Origin of the sequence: Pantoea sp. ACRSC, assembly GCF_022346785.1 — a bacterium.
GTDB lineage: Bacteria > Pseudomonadota > Gammaproteobacteria > Enterobacterales > Enterobacteriaceae > Pantoea > Pantoea alvi.
Genome location: NZ_JAKRNN010000033.1, coordinates 1 through 23408, shown reverse-complemented (window position 1 = coordinate 23408; position 23408 = coordinate 1). Strand labels below are relative to the sequence as shown.

Here is a 23408-nt window from a genome sequence, read left to right as displayed (position 1 = left end):
ATACTGCTTTCCTGCGCGGGTTCCCTGCCCATGCTAATGCAATGAAATGATTTAAGAGTGATAGAAAGATGTATTGCATGTGGCCTCCGTGTCGCATGAATCAAACAAAATAGTGTTGCATGAACTGTCCTTCAGGACGGACAGCGTGGGTCGACTTGTCAGCTAGCTGAGGAACCCTATGGTTTACTCCTATACCGAGAAAAAACGTATTCGTAAGGATTTTGGTAAACGTCCGCAAGTACTGGACATACCTTATCTCCTTTCTATCCAGCTTGACTCGTTCCAGAAGTTTATCGAGCAAGATTCGGAAGGTCAGTACGGACTGGAAGCAGCCTTCCGTTCCGTCTTCCCCATTCAGAGTTACAGCGGTAACTCCGAGCTGCAATACGTCAGCTACCGTCTGGGCGAACCCGTCTTTGACGTTAAAGAGTGTCAGATTCGTGGCGTGACGTTCTCAGCTCCGCTGCGCGTCAAGCTGCGTCTGGTGATCTACGAGCGCGAAGCGCCGGAAGGCACCGTAAAAGACATTAAAGAACAAGAAGTCTACATGGGCGAAATCCCGCTCATGACCGACAACGGTACCTTTGTTATCAACGGTACCGAACGCGTTATCGTTTCTCAGCTGCATCGTAGTCCTGGCGTCTTCTTCGACAGCGATAAAGGTAAAACCCACTCATCGGGTAAAGTGCTCTATAACGCACGCATCATTCCTTATCGCGGTTCATGGCTCGACTTCGAGTTCGACCCGAAAGACAACCTGTTCGTACGTATCGACCGTCGTCGCAAGCTGCCGGCCAGTATCATTCTGCGCGCGCTGAACTACACCACTGAGCAGATCCTCGATCTGTTCTTCGAGAAAGTGGTGTTTGAGATTCGCGACAACAAGCTGCAGATGGAGCTGGTGCCAGAGCGCCTGCGCGGCGAAACCGCCTCTTTCGATATCGAAGCAAACGGCAACGTCTACGTCGAAAAAGGCCGTCGCATTACTGCGCGCCACATTCGTCAGCTGGAAAAAGATGGCATTCAGCACATCGAAGTGCCGGTTGAGTACATCGCGGGCAAAGTGGTCGCAAAAGATTACATCGACGAGAGCACCGGCGAGCTGATCGTACCGGCGAACATGGAGCTTTCCATGGATCTGCTGGCCAAGCTGAGCCAGGCGGGTCACAAGCGTATCGAAACGCTGTTCACCAACGATCTGGATCACGGCCCGTACATCTCCGAGACCCTGCGCGTCGACCCGACCAACGATCGCCTGAGCGCGCTGGTTGAGATCTACCGCATGATGCGTCCTGGCGAGCCGCCGACGCGTGAAGCTGCTGAGAACCTGTTCGAGAACCTGTTCTTCTCAGAAGATCGTTACGATCTGTCAGCTGTCGGCCGCATGAAGTTCAACCGTTCGCTGCTGCGTGATGAAATCGAAGGCTCAGGCATCCTGAGCAAAGAAGACATCATCGAAGTGATGAAGAAGCTGATCGACATCCGTAACGGTAAAGGCGAAGTGGACGATATCGACCACCTCGGCAACCGTCGTATTCGTTCAGTGGGCGAAATGGCGGAAAACCAGTTCCGCGTTGGCCTGGTTCGCGTAGAGCGTGCGGTGAAAGAGCGTCTGTCGCTGGGCGACCTCGACACGCTGATGCCGCAGGACATGATCAACGCCAAGCCGATTTCGGCGGCGGTGAAAGAGTTCTTTGGCTCCAGCCAGCTCTCTCAGTTTATGGATCAGAACAACCCGCTGTCAGAGATTACGCATAAGCGTCGTATCTCTGCACTCGGCCCAGGCGGCCTGACGCGTGAGCGCGCCGGCTTCGAAGTTCGAGACGTACACCCGACGCACTACGGTCGCGTATGTCCAATCGAAACCCCTGAAGGTCCGAACATCGGTCTGATCAACTCGCTGTCTGTGTACGCGCAGACCAACGAGTACGGATTCCTGGAAACGCCGTATCGTCGCGTTATCGACGGCGTGGTTTCTGACGAAATCCATTACCTCTCTGCAATCGAAGAGGGTAACTACGTTATCGCTCAGGCGAACGCCCAGCTGGATGAAGAAGGTCACTTTGTTGATGACCTCGTCACCTGCCGTAGCAAAGGCGAATCGAGCCTGTTCAGCCGCGATCAGGTTGACTACATGGACGTTTCCACCCAGCAGGTGGTTTCTGTCGGTGCGTCACTGATCCCGTTCCTGGAGCACGATGATGCTAACCGCGCCCTGATGGGTGCGAACATGCAACGTCAGGCCGTACCAACTCTGCGCGCTGACAAGCCGCTGGTAGGTACCGGTATGGAGCGCGCGGTAGCGGTTGACTCCGGCGTAACCGCCGTAGCGAAACGTGGCGGTACCGTTCAGTACGTTGATGCTTCTCGTATCGTTATCAAAGTTAACGAAGATGAGATGTATCCGGGCGAAGCGGGTATCGACATCTACAACCTGACTAAGTACACCCGTTCTAACCAGAACACCTGCATCAACCAGATGCCGTGTGTGTCGCTGGGCGAGCCGGTCGAGCGCGGCGACGTGCTGGCTGACGGTCCGTCAACCGACCTGGGCGAACTGGCGCTTGGCCAGAACATGCGCGTCGCGTTCATGCCGTGGAACGGCTACAACTTCGAAGACTCCATCCTCGTTTCCGAGCGTGTGGTTCAGGAAGACCGTTTCACCACCATCCATATTCAGGAACTGGCGTGCGTGTCTCGTGACACCAAGCTGGGGCCAGAAGAGATCACCGCTGATATCCCGAACGTGGGTGAAGCTGCGCTCTCCAAACTGGATGAATCCGGCATCGTTTATATCGGTGCGGAAGTAACCGGCGGCGATATCCTGGTGGGCAAGGTTACGCCGAAAGGTGAAACCCAGCTGACGCCAGAAGAGAAACTGCTGCGCGCTATCTTCGGCGAAAAAGCGTCCGACGTGAAAGATTCGTCGCTGCGCGTGCCGAACGGCGTGTCTGGTACCGTTATCGACGTACAGGTCTTTACCCGCGATGGCGTGGAAAAAGACAAGCGTGCGCTGGAAATCGAAGAGATGCAGCTGAAGCAGGCGAAGAAAGACCTGTCTGAAGAACTGCAGATCCTCGAAGCGGGCCTGTTTGGCCGTATCCAGGCCGTGCTGATCTCTGGCGGAGTAGAAGCCGACAAGCTCGACAAGCTGCCGCGCGAGCGCTGGCTGGAGCTGGGCCTGACCGACGAAGAGAAGCAGAACGCGCTGGAGCAGCTGGCTGAGCAGTACGACGAACTGAAGCACGAGTTTGAGAAAAAGCTCGAAGCCAAGCGTCGTAAGATCACTCAGGGCGATGACCTCGCGCCGGGCGTGCTGAAAATCGTTAAGGTCTATCTGGCCGTTAAACGTCAGATTCAGCCGGGCGACAAGATGGCAGGCCGTCACGGTAACAAAGGTGTTATCTCTAAGATCAACCCGATCGAAGATATGCCTTACGACGAGAACGGCACGCCGGTCGACATCGTACTGAACCCGCTGGGCGTACCGTCACGTATGAACATCGGTCAGATCCTGGAAACGCATCTGGGTATGGCGGCAAAAGGCATCGGTGACAAGATCAACGCCATGCTGAAGCGTCAGGAAGAAGTCGCGAAACTGCGCGAATTCATCCAGCGTGCCTATGACCTGGGCGCGGACGTGCGTCAGCGCGTTGACCTCAACACCTTCTCTGATGATGAAGTGTTGCGTCTGGCCGAGAACCTGAAGAAAGGTATGCCGATCGCAACGCCGGTGTTCGACGGTGCGAAAGAGAGCGAAATCAAAGAGCTGCTGCAGCTTGGCGATTTGCCGACTTCTGGCCAGATCACGCTGTTTGACGGCCGTACCGGTGAGCAGTTCGAGCGTCCGGTTACCGTTGGCTACATGTACATGCTGAAACTGAACCACCTGGTTGATGACAAGATGCATGCGCGTTCCACCGGTTCTTACAGCCTGGTTACTCAGCAGCCGCTGGGTGGTAAAGCACAGTTCGGTGGTCAGCGCTTCGGTGAGATGGAAGTGTGGGCGCTGGAAGCATACGGCGCGGCATATACCCTGCAGGAAATGCTTACCGTTAAGTCTGATGACGTGAACGGTCGTACGAAGATGTATAAAAACATCGTCGACGGCAACCATCAGATGGAACCGGGCATGCCGGAATCCTTCAACGTACTGTTGAAAGAGATTCGCTCGCTGGGCATCAACATCGAGCTGGAAGACGAGTAAGCACTCGCAAGTACTGGTTACGGGGCGCGCAGTTTCGGCTGCGCGCCCCTGAGAGTTCCACTCCGACGGGAGCTAATCCGTGAAAGACTTACTTAAGTTTCTGAAAGCGCAAACTAAGACCGAAGAGTTTGATGCGATCAAAATTGCGCTGGCTTCGCCAGACATGATCCGTTCCTGGTCGTTCGGTGAAGTGAAAAAGCCGGAAACCATCAACTACCGTACCTTCAAGCCTGAGCGTGACGGTCTTTTCTGCGCCCGTATTTTTGGACCGGTAAAAGATTACGAGTGCCTGTGCGGTAAGTACAAGCGCCTGAAACACCGCGGCGTGATCTGTGAGAAGTGCGGCGTCGAAGTGACCCAGACCAAAGTGCGTCGTGAGCGCATGGGCCACATCGAGCTGGCTTCTCCGACCGCGCACATCTGGTTCCTGAAGTCGCTGCCGTCCCGTATCGGTCTGCTGCTGGATATGCCGCTGCGCGATATCGAACGCGTGCTCTACTTTGAATCTTACGTGGTTGTCGAAGGTGGCATGACCAACCTCGAAAAACGTCAGATTCTGACCGAAGAGCAGTACCTTGACGCGCTGGAAGAGTTCGGTGACGAATTCGACGCGAAAATGGGTGCCGAAGCGATCCAGGCGCTGCTGAAAAATATGGATCTGGAGCAAGAGTGCGAGCAGCTGCGTGAAGAGCTGAACGAAACTAACTCCGAGACCAAGCGTAAGAAGCTGACCAAGCGCATCAAGCTGCTGGAAGCGTTCGTTCAGTCTGGCAACAAGCCGGAGTGGATGATCCTGACCGTGCTGCCCGTGCTGCCGCCGGATCTGCGTCCGCTGGTTCCGCTGGACGGCGGTCGTTTCGCAACGTCAGATCTGAACGATCTTTATCGTCGCGTGATCAACCGTAACAACCGTCTGAAGCGTCTGCTGGATCTGGCTGCGCCGGACATCATCGTACGCAACGAAAAACGTATGCTGCAGGAAGCGGTCGACGCCCTGCTGGATAACGGTCGTCGCGGTCGTGCGATCACCGGTTCTAACAAGCGTCCGCTGAAATCTTTGGCCGATATGATCAAAGGTAAGCAGGGTCGTTTCCGTCAGAACCTGCTCGGTAAGCGCGTTGACTACTCCGGTCGTTCTGTTATCACCGTAGGTCCATACCTGCGTCTGCATCAGTGCGGCCTGCCGAAGAAAATGGCGCTGGAGCTGTTCAAACCCTTTATCTACGGCAAGCTGGAGCTGCGTGGCCTGGCCACCACCATTAAAGCCGCGAAGAAAATGGTTGAGCGCGAAGAAGCGGTCGTCTGGGATATCCTGGATGAAGTTATCCGCGAGCACCCGGTTCTGCTGAACCGTGCGCCGACGCTGCACCGTCTGGGTATCCAGGCGTTTGAACCGGTTCTGATCGAAGGTAAAGCGATCCAGCTGCACCCGCTGGTGTGTGCGGCCTATAACGCCGACTTCGATGGTGACCAGATGGCTGTTCACGTACCGCTGACGCTGGAAGCCCAGCTGGAAGCGCGTGCGCTGATGATGTCCACCAACAACATCCTGTCACCTGCGAACGGCGAGCCAATCATCGTTCCTTCTCAGGACGTTGTACTGGGTCTGTACTACATGACCCGTGACTGTGTTAACGCCAAAGGCGAAGGCATGGTGCTGACCGGCCCGAAAGAAGCTGAGCGTGTTTATCGCGCTGGCCTCGCATCGCTGCACGCTCGCGTTAAGGTACGTATTACCGAGCACGAGAAAAACGAGCAGGATGAGTGGGTAGCTAAAACCAGCATCATCGACACCACCATCGGCCGCGCCATCCTGTGGATGATCGTGCCGAAAGGTCTGCCGTTCTCCATCGTTAACCAGGCGCTGGGCAAAAAAGCTATCTCCAAAATGCTGAACACCTGTTACCGCATTTTGGGCCTGAAGCCGACCGTTATCTTTGCTGACCAGACCATGTACACCGGTTTCGCCTACGCTGCCCGTTCAGGCGCGTCTGTCGGCATCGACGACATGGTGATCCCAGAGAAGAAAGTGGAAATCATCACCGAAGCGGAAGCGGAAGTGGCTGAGATCCAGGAGCAGTTCCAGTCTGGTCTGGTTACCGCGGGCGAGCGTTACAACAAAGTCATCGATATCTGGGCTGCGGCGAACGAGCGCGTAGCGAAGGCGATGATGGAAAACCTCTCTACTGAAACCGTGATTAACCGTGACGGCGAAGAAGAGAAACAGGTTTCCTTTAACAGCATCTTTATGATGGCCGACTCTGGTGCGCGTGGTTCTGCGGCACAGATTCGTCAGCTGGCAGGTATGCGTGGTCTGATGGCGAAGCCGGATGGCTCCATCATCGAGACGCCGATTACCGCGAACTTCCGTGAAGGTCTGAACGTACTCCAGTACTTCATCTCGACCCACGGTGCGCGTAAAGGTCTGGCGGATACCGCACTGAAAACGGCGAACTCCGGTTATCTGACGCGTCGTCTGGTTGACGTTGCGCAGGATCTGGTTGTGACCGAAGACGACTGCGGCACCTTCGAAGGCATCATGATGACGCCGGTTATCGAAGGCGGCGACGTTAAAGAGCCGCTGCGCGAGCGCGTACTGGGTCGTGTGACCGCAGAAGACGTGCTGAAGCCGGGCACCGCTGACATCCTGGTTCCGCGTAATACGCTGCTGGATGAGCACTGGTGTGATGTGGTTGAACAGAACTCTGTCGACACCATCAAAGTTCGCTCTGTTGTAAGCTGTGAAACCGATTTTGGTGTCTGTGCACACTGCTACGGTCGCGACCTGGCACGTGGTCACATCATCAACAAAGGTGAAGCGATCGGTGTTATCGCGGCACAGTCTATCGGTGAGCCGGGTACACAGCTGACCATGCGTACCTTCCACATCGGTGGTGCGGCATCGCGTGCGGCAGCTGAATCCAGCATTCAGGTGAAGAACAAAGGTACTATCAAACTGACCAACGCCAAGTCGGTAACCAACTCCGCTGGCAAACTGGTTATTACCTCGCGTAACGTCGAACTGAAAATGATCGATGAGTTTGGCCGTACTAAAGAGAGCTATAAAGTCCCTTACGGCGCGACCATGGCGAAAGGTGACGGCGAGCAGGTTGCAGCGGGCGAAACCGTTGCGAACTGGGATCCGCACACCATGCCGGTTATCACCGAAGTGAGCGGCTATATTCGCTTTACTGACATGATCGATGGCCAGACCATCACGCGTCAGACTGACGAACTGACCGGTCTCTCTTCGCTGGTGGTACTGGATACCGCTGAGCGTACGGCTGGTGGTAAAGACCTGCGTCCGGCGCTGAAAATCGTCGATGAGCAGGGCGAAGACGTTCTGATCCCGGGCACCGACATGCCGGCTCAGTACTTCCTGCCGGGCAAAGCGATCGTTCAGCTGGAAGATGGTAAGAAAATCAGCTCTGGTGACACCCTGGCGCGTGTGCCTCAGGAATCTGGCGGTACCAAGGACATCACCGGTGGTCTGCCGCGCGTTGCCGACCTGTTCGAAGCGCGTCGTCCGAAAGAGCCAGCAATCCTGGCGGAGATCAGCGGTATCATCTCCTTCGGTAAAGAGACCAAAGGTAAACGTCGTCTGGTAATTACGCCGATTGATGGCAGCGAGCCTTACGAAGAGATGATTCCGAAATGGCGTCAGCTCAACGTGTTTGAAGGTGAGCGCGTAGAACGTGGTGACGTGGTTTCCGACGGTCCGGAATCTCCGCATGACATTCTGCGTCTGCGTGGCGTCCATGCTGTGACCCGTTACATCACTAACGAAGTGCAGGAAGTTTACCGCCTGCAGGGCGTTAAGATTAACGATAAGCACATCGAAGTCATCGTTCGTCAGATGCTGCGTAAAGCTACCATCATGAGCGCGGGAAGCACCGACTTCCTGGAAGGTGAGCAGGCAGAAGTCTCTCGCATCAAGATCTCTAACCGCGATCTCGAAGCGAACGGCAAAATCGGCGCGACCTATATGCGCGATCTGCTGGGTATCACCAAAGCGTCACTGGCAACCGAATCGTTCATCTCGGCAGCCTCGTTCCAGGAGACCACGCGTGTCCTGACCGAAGCCGCTGTTGCAGGCAAGCGCGACGAACTGCGCGGCCTGAAAGAGAACGTAATCGTGGGTCGTCTGATCCCGGCCGGTACCGGTTACGCTTACCATCAGGATCGTATGCGTCGTAAAGCCGCAGGTGAAGTACCGGCTGCGCCGCAGGTTACTGCGGATGAAGCCTCTGCCAGCCTGGCTGAACTGCTGAACGCCGGTCTCGGCGGCAGCGACAACGACTAATCGCTCTACGCGTAATAAAAACCCTGCCTCGGCAGGGTTTTTTTTTAGCTATGCAAAAGCAACCTGATGGTAACAACCGGGCAATAGCCTCTCTGGAGAGGGCGTGACCTATGCCACAGCGGGCGCGAACAGCAGCTCGAAGCTGTGCATCGAGCCCATTTCAACGATCTGTAGAGAGAGCAAATCCGCCTTGACCATCGGAAGACGGGTCACTAACGTTTCCAGCTCGTCACGAACTGAGGTTTCATAAATGGCGCCGATAATCAGCGGGCTGGCGGAGAAGTCGATCTCCCGCAGCGCGCCCGCCTTATGGTCATGCCATACCGTCTGCATTTCTGCCACCGCACCAGGCCTGAACTCTGCCGGTTCGCAATCGGCGACGGGTGTGAGCAACACTAAAAATTTCATATCATGATCTCCTGTCAGAGGCTCAACGTTAACAGCCGAAACCAGGCGCCTGTAGGCTGCCTCGCAGCAAGGAGATATTGACCAGATGGCAACACCGCTCTTTTCATCCAGCCTGACTCAGCTGCTCTGGTTCGCGCGTATCGTAGAAGCGGGATCCTTTGCCGAGGCCGCACGCCGCGCCGGCACAACCACCTCGGCCGTCTCCAAAGCGTTAAGCCGGTTCGAGGGTCAGCATGGCGTGCGCCTGCTGCACCGCACCACGCACGCGCTGTCGCTGACCGACGAGGGCGAGAGGATGCTGATGCTGGCGCGCGGGCTGCTGGAGGAGGTTAATCAGGTGGAGAAGGCTCTGAGCGGCATCGAGGGCGAGGGCGCCAGCGGCCGGGTGCGCCTTTCCGTTCCATCCGCTTTCGGCCGAGCCTGTATTATGCCAGCGCTGCCCGCCTTTCTTGCCGCGCATCCCGAGATCTCCTTGGAAATGCACTTCAGCGACGCGATGGTGGATTTAGCGAGCGGCGGCTATGATTTCGCGATCCGCTCCGGCCCGCTGGAAGCCTGGCCCGGCCACTCCGCCCGTAAGCTCTTTAGCTTTCCCTGGGTCGCCTGCGCCACGCCGGGCTATCTGGCGCAGCACGGCGAGCCCTCTACGCCTTTTGAACTCAGCGCGCATAGTCAGATCGGGTTCTGGAATCTCAATAAAGGACGGGCGGACGCCTGGCGTTTTCGTTCACCTGAAGAGGGCAGCGCGGTACGCTGGGAGCCCGCCTCGCGCTATCTGTTCGACGACGGCCAGGCTGTATGGCAGATGGTTCGCGCCGGCATTGGCATCGGCTGGGCGCCTGCGTGGCTTGGCGCATCTGATTTCGCCAGCGGCGCGGTGGTCGAGATCTTAAAAGCCTGGCGAACAGAGAGAACAAATATGTGGGTGCTGCGTCTGGAGCGGCGGCTAACGCCGCGACGTACGCAGACGGTTATCGATTTTTTAATGACGCTTTTCTCGCCTTATGAATCCCTGGTGTAACTATCGAGCCTGAACGCAGGAGTGGCAGGCAGACAGGAACGCTCTGCCTGCCAGGGTGAAACAGAGCACAGGGCGCGCTTTATAAAGATTCAGCACGCTAGCGCCGCTCGCTTTCAATATCGCCGCGCGTCAAACCAATATCTTTGAGTTGCGCATCGCTGAGGTGCAGCAGGATCTGACGCGTCTTCCGCCGCTGGTGGATCGCTTTGATGCCTTGCGCGATGGCGCGCAGCAGATGCCAGGGCGTTACTGAAAAAGGTTTTGCCGCGCAGTTTTCTTCGTATCCCATTTTAATTTCCTCATCAGGTGAACTGAGAAGTAGTTTCTGCCTGATGGCCGAAAGGATACAGACGCAAAATTCGACTTTATTTAACATACAGATTGCCGCAGGCGGCCTCTGAATGGTAAAAAAATAGTCTTTCTGTACTGCTTCTTTACTTCTCTGCCTGACGGGAGCCGAACATGACGCGTTATCAACAGCTGGCGATGCATCTGGCGCAGCGCATCGAGCAGGGCCTCTATCGCAGCGGCGAGAAGCTGCCTTCAGTGCGTACGCTGAGCCTTGAGCACGGCGTCAGCATCAGCACCGTGCAGCAGGCGTATCACGTGCTGGAGGAGAAGCAGCTGATTACGCCGCAGCCGCGTTCCGGCTATTTCGTCGCGCCGCGTAAGGCCACGCCGCCGGTTCCGGCGCTGACGCGTCCGGTGCAGCGTCCTGTTGAGATTACGCAGTGGGAATCGGTGCTGGATCTGCTTGAGAGTCGTCTTGAAGGCGATGTGCTGCAGCTGGGTAGCGGTATGCCTAACCTCACGCAGCCTACCCTTAAGCCGCTGTGGAAAATCCTCAGCCGCCAGGCGCAGCGGCAGGAAACGCAGATCCTCAGCTACGACAATCTGTATGGCGTCACCGTTCTGCGCGAACAGGTGGCGCGGCTGGCGATCGACAGCGGCTGCCAGCTGTCGGTTGACGATATCGTTATTACCACCGGCTGCCATGAGGCGCTGTCGGTTTCGATCCGCGCGGTATGCGAGCCGGGCGATATTATCGCGGTGGAGTCGCCGTCGTTTCACGGCATCATGCAGACCCTGCGCGGCTTCGGCATTCGCGCCATTGAGATCCCTACCGATTCGGTCACCGGCATCAGCCTGGAGGCGCTTGAACTGGCGTTTGAGCAGTGGCCCATTAAGGCGGTGATGGTGGTGCCCAACTGTAATAATCCGCTGGGCTTTATTATGCCGGAGGCGCGCAAGCGCGCGCTGCTGACGCTGGCGCAGCGTTTTGACGTGGCGGTGATTGAGGATGACGTATACGGCGAGCTGGCCTGGGAGTATCCGCGACCATCCACCCTGAAATCGCTCGATCTGGATGGTCGGGTGCTGCTGTGCAGCTCTTTTTCGAAAACGGTCGCGCCTGGCCTGCGTATCGGCTGGGTTGCGCCGGGACGCTATCGCGATCGCGTGCTGCATATGAAATATATCGCCACCGGCTCGAGCAACACGCTGGCGCAGCATGCCATGGCGGAGTTTATTCGCCAGGGCTACTATCAGCCGCATCTGCGGCGCATGCGCCAGCTCTACCAGCGCCACTACGACTGCTTTAGCTGCTGGGTGCGCCACTATTTTCCCTGCGGCATCTGCGTGTCGCGTCCGCAGGGCGGCTTTATGATGTGGGTCGAACTGCCGGAAGCGTTTGACGCCGTGCGGCTTAATCGCGAGCTGCGCGATTCGCATATTCAGATTGCGGTTGGATCGCTGTTCTCCGCGTCGGGAAAATATCGCAACTGCCTGCGATTGAGCTTTGCGGTAACGCCGGACGAGCATGTCGAAAAGGCGCTGGAAAAAGTAGGCCAGGCCGTCGAGCGCGCGATAGCCGCCTGCGCGAGCGAACACTCTCCAGACTCCCTGCAGCATGAAACCCTCCTGACGAAATAGTGAGGCAGGGCCGGAGTGGGTGAAGGGGAGGTCCCGGCCCTGGCCGGGCGGAATACCCGGCGAAAGCCACTGTAGCGCGGCAGAAAAACGGCGCGAGCGAGAAAGTCTGTCGCTGCGCGCCGTTTTCCACGCTTTTTACCGGCGTTGCGGGATGTTGCCCCGTTTTGCGCGGCGCGTTCCGCGTTATAAACCCGGCGGCGGTTCCGCCAGCGCAAGCAGCGCCTGGGTCGCGGCGCGCCAGTCCGGTGCCTGGGTAATGGCGCTGACGACGGCGATGCTGCCGACGCCGGTCGCCAGTACTGCCGGCGCGCGCGCCAGGCTAATGCCGCCAATCGCCACGGTGGAGATGCCTTCAAGCCGCGCAATATGCCGCTGAAGCTCGATCAGCCCCTGCGGCGCCGACGGCATCGCTTTGGTCTGGGTAGGAAAAATATGCCCCAGCGCGATATAGGAAGGGCGTATCGCCAGCGCGCGATCCAGCTCGTTGTCGTCATGGGTCGACAGGCCGAGCCGCAACCCCGCCTCACGAATGGCGTCAAGGTTTGCGACATCCAGATCCTCCTGGCCCAGATGCACGCCGTAGGCGCGATGCTTAATCGCCAGCCGCCAGTAGTCGTTGATAAACAGGCGGGCATTGTAACGCTTGCCGAGCGCAATCGCCTCTGCAACCGCAGGCTCAACCGCCTCGTCCTGCTGATCTTTAATGCGCAGCTGGATCGTGCGCACGCCGGCCTCCAGCAGTCGCGCAATCCATTCCACGCTGTCGACGACGGGGTAGAGCCCTAAGCGCGGCGCGGTGGTGGGAAAGGGGGCGTTCACAGCTTCTCCTCGTTCAGCGTGTCGGCTGAGTGATAAAGCTCGCCGCCGCGGCGGCGAAAGGTTTCAGACATCTGCTGCATGCCGATTGCGATCGGCTGCGCCTCGCCTTGCTGGCTGGCAGCATAGTCGCGCACCTCCTGGCTGATTTTCATCGAACAGAATTTCGGCCCGCACATCGAGCAGAAGTGCGCGACTTTGCCTGACTCCTGCGGCAGGGTTTCGTCGTGATAGGCGCGCGCGGTGTGGGGATCGAGCGCCAGGTTAAACTGATCCTCCCAGCGGAATTCAAAGCGCGCCTTGGACATGGCGTTATCGCGGATCTGCGCGCCGGGGTGCCCCTTCGCCAGATCCGCCGCGTGGGCGGCGATCTTATAGGTAATCAGCCCCTGCTTAACGTCCTCTTTATTCGGCAGGCCGAGGTGCTCTTTGGGCGTTACGTAGCAGAGCATGGCGCAGCCGAACCAGCCGATCATGGCGGCGCCGATGCCGGAGGTAAAATGATCGTAGCCGGGGGCGATATCGGTCGTCAGCGGGCCGAGCGTATAGAATGGCGCTTCGTGGCAGTGCTCCAGCTGCTCGGTCATATTGCGGCGGATCATCTGCATCGGGATATGGCCGGGGCCTTCGATCATCACCTGCACGTCATACTCCCAGGCGATCTTCGTCAGCTCCCCCAGCGTGTGCAGCTCAGCGAACTGCGCCTCGTCGTTGGCGTCCTGAATCGAGCCGGGACGCAGGCCGTCGCCGAGCGACAGAGCGACGTCGTAGGCGGCGCAGATTTCGCAAATCTCGCGAAAGTGTTCGTAGAGAAAACTCTCCCGGTGATGCGACAGACACCATTTAGCCATAATCGACCCGCCGCGCGATACGATGCCGGTGAGCCGCTTTGCCGTCATCGGCACATAGCGCAGCAGCACGCCGGCGTGGATAGTGAAGTAGTCGACGCCCTGTTCCGCCTGCTCCAGCAGCGTGTCGCGGAAGACCTCCCAGTCGAGATTTTCCGCAACGCCGTTGACCTTCTCCAGCGCCTGGTAAACAGGGACAGTGCCGATGGGGACCGGGCTGTTGCGCAGGATCCACTCGCGCGTCTCATGGATATAGCGGCCGGTAGAGAGATCCATCACGGTATCGGCGCCCCAGCGCGTCGACCAGACCAGTTTCTCTACCTCTTCTTCGATGGAAGAGGTGACCGCTGAGTTGCCGATATTGGCGTTGACCTTGACCAGAAAGTTGCGGCCGATAATCATCGGCTCCGATTCGGGATGGTTGATGTTGGCGGGAATGATGGCGCGTCCGGCGGCCACCTCCTGGCGTACGAACTCAGGGGTAATATTTTCCGGCAGCTGCGCGCCAAAGCCGTGGCCCTCATGCTGCTGGCGCAGCACTTCGCTGCGGATGCGTTCGCGACCCATGTTCTCGCGCAGGGCGATAAACTCCATTTCCGGCGTGATGATGCCCTGACGCGCGTAATGAAGTTGGGTGACGCGCCGTCCCGCCTTTGCACGCCGCGGCTGCGGCAGCCGCTCGAAGCGCAGATGGTCGAGCCCGTCGTCGGCCAGCCGCTGCTGGGTATAGCGCGAGCTGGTGTGCGTCAGAACGTCGCTGTCGTCGCGCGCGGCAATCCAGTCGGCGCGCAGCTTCGCCAGCCCGCGCTGCACGTCGATAACCGCCTCGGGATCGCCGTAGGGGCCGGCGGTATCATAGACCGGCACGGCCTCATTCTCTTCATAGCGTGGACGATCTTTATCGCCGCCGAGCAGCGTCGGGCTAAGCTGGATCTCACGCATCGGCACGCGAATATCGTCGCGGCTGCCCTGGATCCAGATACGTTTCGAGTTGGGGAAAGCGACGCCGCTCTGAAGCGCCTCAATAAAGGCCTGCGCCTGAGCGCGCTGTTCACGTCGGTTGGTTTTGGTCGTAGACATAGCAATTTTCCTGTTGAGGGGGAACGTTGCTTGTCCGGAGTTCGGAAGGAGTAACAGAGACGGCAGGCAAAAACGCCAGCGTACTGATGATATTTACTCTTGTTCCCTTCGCAGGTTCTAACCTGATCAGGTTCCGCGGATCCCGAATTAACGGTCTCAGCCCTTGCGGGCACTCCGACAAGATTTCGTTTTACGCTTTAGACGCAAAACGCCCGTGCACATGGCACAAAAAAAACAAAACGGGTTTTCGACGAGAAAGCCGAAAACCCGTTCAGCATAGAAGGGCTGGTTCAGAATAACAAGCGATTTACAATTGGCTAACCTTAAGCCGGACGCGACAGCTGCGTGCTGTCGTTGGCTACCGGCGCGCGCACCAGGCTGTTGTCCCAGGCGAGCTGAATTAACTTGTCTTCCAGGGTAAAGCGCGCTTCCAGCACTTCGCCGACTTCCGACAGCGCCAGCTGAAAATCGACGCAGTTATCATCGTCGATCGACTGCTGCAGATGGCCGTCATAAAGCTGCATCAGGCGCTCGGTGTTGGCCTCCAGCGGCGGATAGACCTGCGCGGCGGCAATCATCGGGCTGTCGCCTTCCATCTCATTGATGATGCGCTCGTAAATGCTGAAGTGGCCAGCGGAAAGATAGTCGACCAGGCCGTGACAAAAATTGTCGAGCGCCTGCTCGTCTAAGGTGGTGAGCGCATCTTTGTTCGGCTTCAGCCCAACCAGATGGTAATAAGAAACAAGTAGCTGGCGACGGGCGTCCAGCCACGTATCTACCAGTTCGTTGCTGCCACCTACGCGCTCGGTCAGGACGTTTAACTGGTTAAGCATATCTGACTCCATGTAAAGAAAGTTCCCTTCCCGTCGCGCTGTGGCTGGCGTGGTGCCGCCTGCAAGCTGGACGATTTAGGGTATAGTTGTTTGTCTACACACTTAACATCAGGACTTCAGCGTATCGATAGGACGCTAAGGATGACGATTAGATGCAACATGAGATCTCAAGCGTAGACGCTGGATGGTGGATTGTCAGCCATGAACAGAAACTTTGGTTGCCGCAGGGCGATCTGCCTCACGGCAGCGCCGCTGCGTTTAAGCTGGCCGGAAGCAGAGCGCAGGCGGTTGGCGAGTGGCAAGGCGAAACGGTATGGCTGGTGTGTGAAAATCGCGATCGCGATATGTTTTCGGTGCGTCAGCTGATCGATGAAGAGCCGGGGCTGTTTCAGCTCGCCGGGCGCGCCGTACAGCTGGCGGAGTTTTACCGTTCGCATCGCTTCTGCGGCTACTGCGGCCACGAAATGCATCTGAGCAAGCATGAAAACGCCTGTCTGTGCGGACACTGCCGCGAGCGCTACTATCCGCAAATCGCGCCCTGCATTATCGTCGCTATCCGCCGCGGCGACGAAATATTGCTGGCGAACCATGCGCGTCATCGCAACAGCATTTATACCGTGCTGGCGGGCTTTGTCGAGGTGGGCGAGACGCTGGAGCAGGCGGTCGCGCGCGAGGTGATGGAAGAGAGTAACGTCCGCGTCAAAAACCTGCGCTACATTACGTCGCAGCCCTGGCCCTTCCCGCATTCGCTGATGATGGCCTTTATGGCGGAGTATGACGGCGGCGATCTGCAAATCGATAATAAAGAGCTGCTGGACGCCGGCTGGTACCGCTACGACGCGCTGCCGCTGCTGCCACCGCCGGGCACCGTGGCGCGCCGGCTAATTGAAGATACCGTGGCCATCTGCCGCGGCGAGGCGTAAGAAGTGTTACACTACGCGCCTGAAATTGAGAGAGTCCTGAAATGAGTGAACTGAAGAACGATCGTTATCTGCGTGCCCTGTTACGTCAACCCGTCGATATCACGCCGGTATGGATGATGCGACAAGCCGGGCGTTATTTGCCGGAGTATAAAGCGACGCGCGCCGTAGCCGGCGATTTTATGTCGCTGTGCAAAAACGCCGAACTGGCGTGTGAAGTGACCCTGCAGCCGCTGCGCCGCTATCCGCTCGACGCGGCGATCCTCTTCAGCGATATCCTGACTATTCCCGACGCGATGGGACTGGGACTCTACTTTGAAAGCGGCGAAGGCCCGCGCTTCTCTAATCCGATTACCTGCCGCGCCGATGTCGACAAACTGCCGGTGCCCGATCCAGAGCAGGAACTCGGCTATGTGATGAACGCCGTGCGCACCATTCGCAAAAACCTCAACGGCGAAGTGCCGCTGATCGGTTTTTCCGGCAGTCCCTGGACGCTGGCGACGTATATGGTTGAAGGCGGCAGCAGCAAGGCCTTCACTAAAATCAAAAAAATGATGTATGCCGATCCCGCTACGCTCCATGCGATGCTCGATAAGCTGGCAGACAGCGTCATTCTCTACCTCAACGCGCAGATCCGCGCCGGCGCGCAGTCGGTTATGGTGTTTGACACCTGGGGCGGCGTATTGACCGGCCGCGATTACCGCGACTTCTCGCTCTACTACATGCATAAGATCGTCGACAGCGTGCTGCATGAGAACGAAGGGCGCCGCGTGCCGATTACGCTCTTCACCAAAGGGGGCGGGCAGTGGCTGGAGGCGATGGCCGCGACCGGCTGCGATGCGCTCGGTCTGGACTGGACCACCGATATTGGCGAGGCGCGTCGTCGCGTTGGCGATAAAGTCGCGCTGCAGGGCAACATGGATCCGTCTATGCTTTATGCGCCGGCTGCGCGTATCGAGCAGGAAGTCGCGGGCATTCTCGACGGCTTCGGCGCGGGCAGCGGTCACGTCTTCAATCTGGGGCATGGCATCCATCAGGATGTGCCGCCAGAGCATGCAGGCGTGTTCGTTGAGGCGGTGCACCGCCTCTCAGGCCAATATCATCAGGAGTAAGTATGGACATTGCTGCACTGCGCGCAGAACAGATACAGCGCGCTGCAGAGGTCGTGCGGCAGGATGATTTCGACGTTCTGCCGCCGCGTTTTATCGGCGGTGCCGACGTCGGATTCGAACAGGAAGGGGCGGTGACGCGCGCCGCCCTGGTTATCCTCGAATATCCTTCCCTGAAGCTGGTGGAGCATCGCGTCGCGCGCATCGCCACCACCATGCCCTATATTCCCGGCTTCCTCTCTTTTCGCGAATATCCTGCGCTGCTGGCGGCATGGGAAATGCTTGAGCGCAAACCGGATCTTCTTTTTGTCGACGGACACGGCATTTCGCACCCGCGTCGCCTCGGCGTCGCCTCCCACTTTGGCTTACTGGTTGACGTTCCGACCATCGGCGTGGCGAAAAAGCGTCTGTGCGGCCGCTTTGCCGAACTGGATGCCGAGCCGGGATCGCGCCAGCCGCTGATAGACAAAGGCGAGCAGATCGGCTGGGTATGGCGCAGCAAAGCGCGCTGCAACCCGCTTTTCGTCGCGACCGGTCACCGCGTCAGCCTGGATAGCGCGCTGCACTGGGTGGAAAAGTGCATGGGCGGCTATCGCCTGCCGGAACCGACGCGCTGGGCCGATGCCGTCGCCTCCAACCGCACCGCCTTTCAGCGCTGGCAAAGCGCGCTTTAACGCTGTGCGCGCGGCGCTTTTGCGGTACACTGCCGCCAGCTAAACGATGAAGAGCCCTGTTCATGTTACAAAACCCCGTTCACCTGCGTCTGGCTAAGCTGGAAAGCTGGCAGCATCTGACCTTTATGGCTTGCCTGTGCGAGCGTATGTTCCCTAATTACTGGGCATTCTGCCAGCAGACGCAATTCGCCGATCCGGCGCTTTATCGTCGCCTTCTCGACCTTATCTGGGAAAGCCTGACGGTCAAAGATGCCAAAATCAATTTTGACAGCCAGCTGGAAAAGCTTGAAGCGGCGATTCCCGACGGCGACGCATTCGATATCTACGGGGTTTATCCCGCCATCGACGCCTGCGTGGCGCTAAGCGAAGTGCTGCACGCGATGCTGAGCGGCGAAACGCTGGAGCATGCAATTGAAGTGAGCAGGACCTCGATCACCACCGTTGCGATGCTGGAAATGACCCAGGCCGGACGCGAAATGAGCGACGAAGAGCTGCGCGAAAACCCTGCCGTGATCGACGAGTGGGACCTGCAATGGGAGATTTTCCGCCTGCTTGCCGACTGCGAAGAACGAGACCTTGAATTGATCAAAGGTTTGCGTTTGGACCTGCGGGAGGCGGGAATCAGCAACATCGGTATAAATTTTCAGCAGTAAGGCGGGAAAACGTGACTTCAGGCCCGAATTAGCGCGCCTGGAGGCTTCACATCGGCCCCCTCTCTGGTCTACATTTGGGGGGCTGAAAATTGTGGCTATCGGTGCGTGCAGGCTGAAGAGTGCCAGAATATGGCTTTTCCCTCGCACTCGTTGCTTAGCAAGCGATAAATACACTTTAAGGATAACTTATGAACAAGACTCAACTGATTGATGTGATCGCGGAAAAAGCGGACCTGTCGAAAACCCAGGCTAAAGCGGCTCTGGAATCAACTCTGGCTGCGATCACTGAGTCTCTGAAAGAAGGTGATGCTGTACAACTGGTTGGTTTTGGTACTTTTAAAGTGAACCACCGCGCTGAGCGTACCGGTCGCAACCCGCAAACTGGCAAAGAGATCAAAATCGCTGCGGCAAACGTACCGGCATTCGTATCTGGTAAAGCGCTGAAAGACTCTGTTAAATAAGACGTCGCACTGCGGTCAGAATTTTAAAAGAAGGGGCGGATTCGCCCCTTTTGTATTAGGGGCCAGCTATGCCGAACCTGCGTTCGCCCTCCTGTTTTGCCCTGCTTGCTCTACTTCTGCTTTCCGGGTGCGGTTCAACGCCCGACACGCCTCCTTTTAGCGCCAGCGGCTACCTTGCCGATCGCGGCGCGGTGCGCATCTGGCGCAAAAACAGCCATCTCACTATTCATCTGCGCACGCTCTACACGCCTTTTAACGGCGACGCGGCGGAAACTACCGACTATGTGTGGCAGGAAGAGAAGCTGGTCAGTATCGCGCGCCACGTTAACGGCAAGCAGCCGGACGATGTCACCTTACGCTTCGATCAGGATGGCAGCCTGAGCTTTATGCAGCGGCAGCTGGCCGATCGGCGCGAAGCGGTCGATCCCGATACGGTAGAACTCTATAAGTTCGATGCGCAGCGTATGCTGGCGCAGAGCAATGCGCTGCTGAGCGGTCGCGTGATGCTGAAGCAGGGCCAGTGGCTGGGCGCGAAGCAAATCGCCACCTGCGGCGGCGGGCGCGAGTCGCCATCCTTCGACAATTACGCGCTTCAGACGCTGGCGCAGCAGCAGCAGCAGCAACGCAGCAGCGCGCCACTGCTGGTTTCCTGGCTGGAAGCGCCGGAAGGCACGCAGCTGCTGCGCGTCGCGCCGGGAGAAAGCTGCGATTCGCAGCCGAAAGAAGAGGATTTTTAGGGCAAAGAAAAGGGCGCATAGCGCGCCCTTTTGCTTACTTGCGGTTAATGGCGCGATAGCCGATATCGCGGCGGCAGAAGCTGCCGTTCCAGGAAACCGGCTGAGCCAGCTCATAGGCGCGCTTTTGCGCCGCCGCCACGTCCTCGCCCAGCGCGGTGACGCAGAGCACGCGGCCGCCGTTCGTCAGCACCAGATCGTTCTCCAGGCGCGTCCCGGCATGGAATATCTTGCCGTCTTCTACCTCTTCCAGCGGCAGGCCGTGGATCTGCTCGCCGTTGACGTAATCGCCCGGATAGCCGCCTGCCGCCAGCACGACGCCCAGTGCCGGACGCGGATCCCATTTTGAATCCTGACGATCCAGCGTGCCGTCGCAGGCCGCCAGGCAGAGCTCGACCAGATCCGACTGCAGGCGCAGCATAATCGGCTGCGTTTCTGGATCGCCGAAGCGGCAGTTAAATTCAATGACCTTCGGCTGGCCTGACCCATCGATCATCAGGCCGGCATACAGGAAGCCGGTATAGACGTTGCCTTCTGCCGCCATGCCGCGCACCGTCGGCCAGATGACCTGATCCATTACGCGCTGGTGGATCTCGTCGGTGACGACCGGGGCGGGAGAGTAGGCGCCCATGCCGCCGGTGTTCGGGCCAGTATCGCCATCGCCAACGCGCTTGTGATCCTGACTGGTGGCCATCGGCAGCACGTGCTCGCCATCTACCATCACGATAAAGCTGGCCTCTTCGCCATCGAGAAACTCTTCGATGACGATACGGTGGCCTGCGTCGCCAAAGGCGTTGCCGGCCAGCATATCTTTGACGGCGGCCTCGGCCTCTTCCAGCGTCATTGCCACAATTACGCCTTTACCGGCAGCCAGGCCGTCAGCCTTGATGACGATTGGCGCACCTTTCTCGCGCAGGTAGGCCAGCGCCACCTCCACGTCGGTGAAGTTACGGTATTCCGCAGTGGGAATATGGTGGCGAGCCAGGAAATCTTTGGTAAAGGCTTTGGAGCCTTCCAGCTGCGCGGCGTCTTTAGTCGGGCCAAAAATTTTCAGGCCCGCCGCGCGGAAAGCGTCTACCACGCCGATAACCAGCGGCGCTTCCGGTCCGACGATGGTCAGATCGATCGCTTCGCGCTGGGCGAAGGCCAGCAGAGCAGGAATATCGGTCGGGCTGATATCGACATTTTGCAGCGCGGGCTCCAGCGCGGTGCCGGCGTTACCGGGCGCGACGAATACCGTTTCCGCCAGCGGCGACTGCGCCGCTTTCCAGGCCAGCGCGTGTTCACGTCCGCCGTTGCCAATCACTAAAATTTTCATATTGCTCTCCGGGTAATTAATGGCGGAAGTGGCGCATGTCAGTGAAGATCATGGCGATGCCGTGCTCGTTTGCCGCGGCGATAACCTCATCGTCGCGAATAGAGCCGCCCGGCTGGATAACGCAGGTGACGCCAACGGCGGCGGCGGCATCAATACCGTCGCGGAACGGGAAGAAGGCGTCGGAAGCCATCGCCGAGCCTTTTACCTCCAGCCCTTCGTCCGCGGCCTTGATGCCGGCGATTTTAGCGGAGTAGACGCGGCTCATCTGGCCGGCACCGATGCCGATGGTCATATTGTCGCGCGCATAAACGATGGCGTTGGATTTGACGAACTTCGCCACCTTCCAGCAGAAGAGCGCGTCGCGCAGCTCCTGCTCGCTCGGCTGGCGCTTGCTGACGACACGCAGCTGGCTCGCTTCCACCATGCCCAGATCGCGATCCTGTACCAGCAGGCCGCCGGTAACGCGTTTGAAATCGAGGCCGGGAACGCGTTCCTGCCACTGACCGCAAACCAGTACGCGAACGTTCTGCTTCGCCGCCGTAACTTTCAGCGCCGCTTCGCTGGCGGAGGGGGCGATGATCACTTCAACAAACTGACGGCTGATGATCGCCTGCGCGGTGGCTTCGTCCAGCTCGCGGTTGAAAGCGATGATGCCACCGAAGGCAGAGGTCGGATCGGTCTGGTAAGCGCGCTCGTAAGCCTCAAGGATCGATGCGCCAGCGGCGACGCCGCAGGGGTTGGCATGCTTGACGATAACGCAGGCTGCTTCGCTGAACGCCTTCACGCACTCCAGCGCCGCGTCGGTATCGGCAATATTGTTATAGGAGAGCGCTTTGCCCTGAAGCTGCTGCGCGGTCGCCACTGAAGCTTCCTGCACGTTCTCTTCTATATAGAAGGCGGCGTCCTGATGGCTGTTTTCGCCGTAGCGCATATCCTGCTTCTTAATGAAGTTGAGATTCAGCGTGCGCGGGAAGCGACCGGCGGGCCGATCGCGCTCGCCGTGGTAGGCGGGAACCAGCGAGCCGAAGTAGTTGGCGATCATGCTGTCGTAGGCCGCGGTATGCTCAAACGCCTTGATAGCGAGATCGAAGCGGGTTTCCAGCGTCAGGGAGTTCTCGTTGGCGTCCAGCTCGGCAAGGATGGCGTCGTAGTCGCTGCTCTTGACCACAATCGCCACGTCCTTATGGTTCTTGGCCGCCGAGCGCACCATAGTCGGGCCGCCGATGTCGATATTCTCTACCGCATCTTCCAGCGTGCAGCCTTCGCGCGCGACCGTCTGGGCGAAGGGATAGAGGTTAACCACCACCATATCGATAGGTTCGATAGCGTGCTGCGCCATAATGGCATCATCCTGGCCGCGACGCCCCAGAATGCCGCCGTGCACTTTCGGGTGCAGCGTTTTGACGCGTCCATCCATCATTTCCGGGAAGCCGGTGTAGTCAGACACTTCGGTAACGGCAAGACCCGCATCGGCCAGCAGGCGAGCGGTTCCGCCTGTAGAGAGGAGTTCGACGCCGCGGCTGGAGAGCGCCTGAGCAAATTCGAGGATACCTGCTTTGTCTGAGACACTCAGCAGAGCGCGGCGTACAGGACGACGTTGTTGCATGGTGGTTTTATCCCTTGGCTTTGTTTCGCGTAAATAAGAGCGTTACATCAAGCTTAGCGATCTTCTTATGAATAAAAAGAGGCGAAACTTCAGGTAACGCCCCGAAAAGGGGCATCCGATACGTCGCGGGGCATTGTAGCGAAAACGTTTGCGTGCTGCTCGCAAAAATTCGTCTTGCGATGCATTGTGGATAACTTTGTGGGTAATCGCGTATAAGGCGGGCTTTTGCTGTGGAATGCAGCGAACGGTCATTTTTCTGCAATTTAGCTGTTGCGCTCTCTGAACGACTCCCTATAATGCGCCTCCATCGACACGGCGCAACGGCTTACGGAAGGCAGTGTTGATAAGGCTCGGCAAGCTGAGCCGCCGGATGAAATCACTGAAAAAAGTGGTTGACTCCGAAGGAGAGTAGCGTAATATACGCCACCTCGCAGCAGCAGGCTCCGCCGCTGACTGCACCGCTCTTTAACAATTTATCAGACAAT

General features: G+C 58.1%; 17 protein-coding genes and 1 riboswitch. Of the genes, 10 read left to right on the top strand and 7 right to left on the bottom strand.

The window, feature by feature from the left end; all coding sequences use genetic code 11:
• Positions 1-178: 178 nt before the first annotated feature.
• Together rpoB and rpoC are read left to right on the top strand one after the other, a co-directional pair.
• Positions 179-4207, top strand: coding sequence for a DNA-directed RNA polymerase subunit beta (gene rpoB, locus MHZ97_RS21000; RefSeq protein ID WP_103797647.1), 4029 nt, complete (start codon positions 179-181; stop codon positions 4205-4207).
• A 79-nt stretch (positions 4208-4286) separates the two neighbouring features.
• Positions 4287-8510 carry a DNA-directed RNA polymerase subunit beta' gene (rpoC, locus tag MHZ97_RS20995; protein ID WP_239315587.1) on the top strand — a complete coding sequence of 1408 codons (4224 nt, stop codon included), beginning with the start codon at positions 4287-4289 and terminating at the stop codon, positions 8508-8510.
• 108 nt (positions 8511-8618) lie between these two features.
• On the opposite strand, the gene MHZ97_RS20990 is transcribed toward rpoC, so the two are convergent.
• Entirely contained in the window at positions 8619-8918 is a 300-nt protein-coding gene (locus MHZ97_RS20990; RefSeq protein ID WP_239315588.1) for a hypothetical protein, read from the bottom strand.
• A gap of 85 nt (positions 8919-9003) precedes the next feature.
• Between MHZ97_RS20990 and MHZ97_RS20985 the strand changes: the two genes are divergently transcribed.
• The gene (locus tag MHZ97_RS20985; RefSeq protein WP_103797644.1) at positions 9004-9939 is read left to right on the top strand and encodes a LysR family transcriptional regulator; all 936 of its coding nucleotides are present in this window, start codon (positions 9004-9006) and stop codon (positions 9937-9939) included.
• A 97-nt stretch (positions 9940-10036) separates the two neighbouring features.
• Here MHZ97_RS20985 and MHZ97_RS20980 read toward each other — a convergent pair whose 3' ends face one another.
• Positions 10037-10315 (bottom strand): DUF1127 domain-containing protein, encoded by a 279-nt coding sequence (locus MHZ97_RS20980; protein WP_308544770.1) that lies wholly within the window; start codon positions 10313-10315, stop codon positions 10037-10039.
• 86 nt (positions 10316-10401) lie between these two features.
• Between MHZ97_RS20980 and MHZ97_RS20975 the strand changes: the two genes are divergently transcribed.
• Positions 10402-11871 carry a PLP-dependent aminotransferase family protein gene (locus MHZ97_RS20975; RefSeq protein WP_239315589.1) on the top strand — a complete coding sequence of 490 codons (1470 nt, stop codon included), beginning with the start codon at positions 10402-10404 and terminating at the stop codon, positions 11869-11871.
• Positions 11872-12054: 183 nt separating this feature from the next.
• On the opposite strand, the gene thiE is transcribed toward MHZ97_RS20975, so the two are convergent.
• From thiE to rsd, 3 genes are all read right to left on the bottom strand, one after another.
• Positions 12055-12690, bottom strand: a complete 636-nt coding sequence (gene thiE, locus MHZ97_RS20970) for a thiamine phosphate synthase (RefSeq protein ID WP_239315590.1) — start codon at positions 12688-12690, stop codon at positions 12055-12057.
• Positions 12687-14615 (bottom strand): phosphomethylpyrimidine synthase ThiC, encoded by a 1929-nt coding sequence (thiC, locus tag MHZ97_RS20965; RefSeq protein ID WP_239315591.1) that lies wholly within the window; start codon positions 14613-14615, stop codon positions 12687-12689. The genes thiE and thiC overlap by 4 nt, the downstream gene beginning before the upstream one ends.
• Before the next feature lie 86 nt (positions 14616-14701).
• Positions 14702-14802, bottom strand: a riboswitch (TPP riboswitch).
• Between the two features lie 136 nt (positions 14803-14938).
• Complete coding sequence (gene rsd, locus MHZ97_RS20960) at positions 14939-15448, bottom strand: sigma D regulator (RefSeq protein ID WP_103797639.1); 510 nt, start codon at positions 15446-15448, stop codon at positions 14939-14941.
• A 152-nt stretch (positions 15449-15600) separates the two neighbouring features.
• Here rsd and nudC point away from each other — a divergent pair, with 152 nt between their 5' ends.
• The 6 genes from nudC (at position 15601) to MHZ97_RS20930 (ending at position 20002) form a co-directional block, all read left to right on the top strand.
• Positions 15601-16371: an NAD(+) diphosphatase gene (gene nudC / locus MHZ97_RS20955; RefSeq protein WP_103797638.1), complete on the top strand. Its 771-nt coding sequence runs from the start codon at positions 15601-15603 to the stop codon at positions 16369-16371.
• A 41-nt stretch (positions 16372-16412) separates the two neighbouring features.
• The gene (hemE, locus tag MHZ97_RS20950) at positions 16413-17480 is read left to right on the top strand and encodes a uroporphyrinogen decarboxylase (protein ID WP_103797637.1); all 1068 of its coding nucleotides are present in this window, start codon (positions 16413-16415) and stop codon (positions 17478-17480) included.
• 2 nt (positions 17481-17482) lie between these two features.
• Positions 17483-18151, top strand: coding sequence for a deoxyribonuclease V (nfi, locus tag MHZ97_RS20945; protein WP_103797636.1), 669 nt, complete (start codon positions 17483-17485; stop codon positions 18149-18151).
• 62 nt (positions 18152-18213) lie between these two features.
• On the top strand, positions 18214-18804 hold the full coding sequence (locus MHZ97_RS20940) for a YjaG family protein (protein ID WP_239315592.1): 591 nt from the start codon (positions 18214-18216) through the stop codon (positions 18802-18804).
• Between the two features lie 188 nt (positions 18805-18992).
• The gene (gene hupA / locus MHZ97_RS20935; protein WP_033755847.1) at positions 18993-19265 is read left to right on the top strand and encodes a nucleoid-associated protein HU-alpha; all 273 of its coding nucleotides are present in this window, start codon (positions 18993-18995) and stop codon (positions 19263-19265) included.
• A 68-nt stretch (positions 19266-19333) separates the two neighbouring features.
• Complete coding sequence (locus MHZ97_RS20930) at positions 19334-20002, top strand: DUF1481 domain-containing protein (RefSeq protein ID WP_239315593.1); 669 nt, start codon at positions 19334-19336, stop codon at positions 20000-20002.
• A gap of 34 nt (positions 20003-20036) precedes the next feature.
• Here the strand turns inward: MHZ97_RS20930 and purD are convergent, their stop codons facing one another.
• Complete coding sequence (gene purD / locus MHZ97_RS20925) at positions 20037-21317, bottom strand: phosphoribosylamine--glycine ligase (protein WP_239315594.1); 1281 nt, start codon at positions 21315-21317, stop codon at positions 20037-20039.
• A 16-nt stretch (positions 21318-21333) separates the two neighbouring features.
• The gene (purH, locus tag MHZ97_RS20920) at positions 21334-22923 is read right to left on the bottom strand and encodes a bifunctional phosphoribosylaminoimidazolecarboxamide formyltransferase/IMP cyclohydrolase (protein WP_239315595.1); all 1590 of its coding nucleotides are present in this window, start codon (positions 22921-22923) and stop codon (positions 21334-21336) included.
• Between the last annotated feature and the right edge of the window lie 485 nt (positions 22924-23408).

Bases quoted from the DNA above. Each gene is read 5' to 3' on its own strand.
- purH (WP_239315595.1), bottom strand. From the start codon at position 22,923: ATGCAACAACGTCGTCCTGTACGCCGCGCTCTGCTGAGTGTCTCAGAC.
- MHZ97_RS20985 (WP_103797644.1), top strand. From the start codon at position 9,004: ATGGCAACACCGCTCTTTTCATCCAGCCTGACTCAGCTGCTCTGGTTC.
- purD (WP_239315594.1), bottom strand. From the start codon at position 21,317: ATGAAAATTTTAGTGATTGGCAACGGCGGACGTGAACACGCGCTGGCC.
- thiC (WP_239315591.1), bottom strand. From the start codon at position 14,615: ATGTCTACGACCAAAACCAACCGACGTGAACAGCGCGCTCAGGCGCAG.
- nfi (WP_103797636.1), top strand. From the start codon at position 17,483: ATGGACATTGCTGCACTGCGCGCAGAACAGATACAGCGCGCTGCAGAG.
- nudC (WP_103797638.1), top strand. From the start codon at position 15,601: ATGCAACATGAGATCTCAAGCGTAGACGCTGGATGGTGGATTGTCAGC.
- MHZ97_RS20940 (WP_239315592.1), top strand. From the start codon at position 18,214: ATGTTACAAAACCCCGTTCACCTGCGTCTGGCTAAGCTGGAAAGCTGG.
- MHZ97_RS20990 (WP_239315588.1), bottom strand. From the start codon at position 8,918: ATGAAATTTTTAGTGTTGCTCACACCCGTCGCCGATTGCGAACCGGCA.
- MHZ97_RS20930 (WP_239315593.1), top strand. From the start codon at position 19,334: ATGCCGAACCTGCGTTCGCCCTCCTGTTTTGCCCTGCTTGCTCTACTT.
- rsd (WP_103797639.1), bottom strand. From the start codon at position 15,448: ATGCTTAACCAGTTAAACGTCCTGACCGAGCGCGTAGGTGGCAGCAAC.
- MHZ97_RS20975 (WP_239315589.1), top strand. From the start codon at position 10,402: ATGACGCGTTATCAACAGCTGGCGATGCATCTGGCGCAGCGCATCGAG.
- MHZ97_RS20980 (WP_308544770.1), bottom strand. From the start codon at position 10,315: ATGTTAAATAAAGTCGAATTTTGCGTCTGTATCCTTTCGGCCATCAGG.
- hupA (WP_033755847.1), top strand. From the start codon at position 18,993: ATGAACAAGACTCAACTGATTGATGTGATCGCGGAAAAAGCGGACCTG.
- rpoB (WP_103797647.1), top strand. From the start codon at position 179: ATGGTTTACTCCTATACCGAGAAAAAACGTATTCGTAAGGATTTTGGT.
- hemE (WP_103797637.1), top strand. From the start codon at position 16,413: ATGAGTGAACTGAAGAACGATCGTTATCTGCGTGCCCTGTTACGTCAA.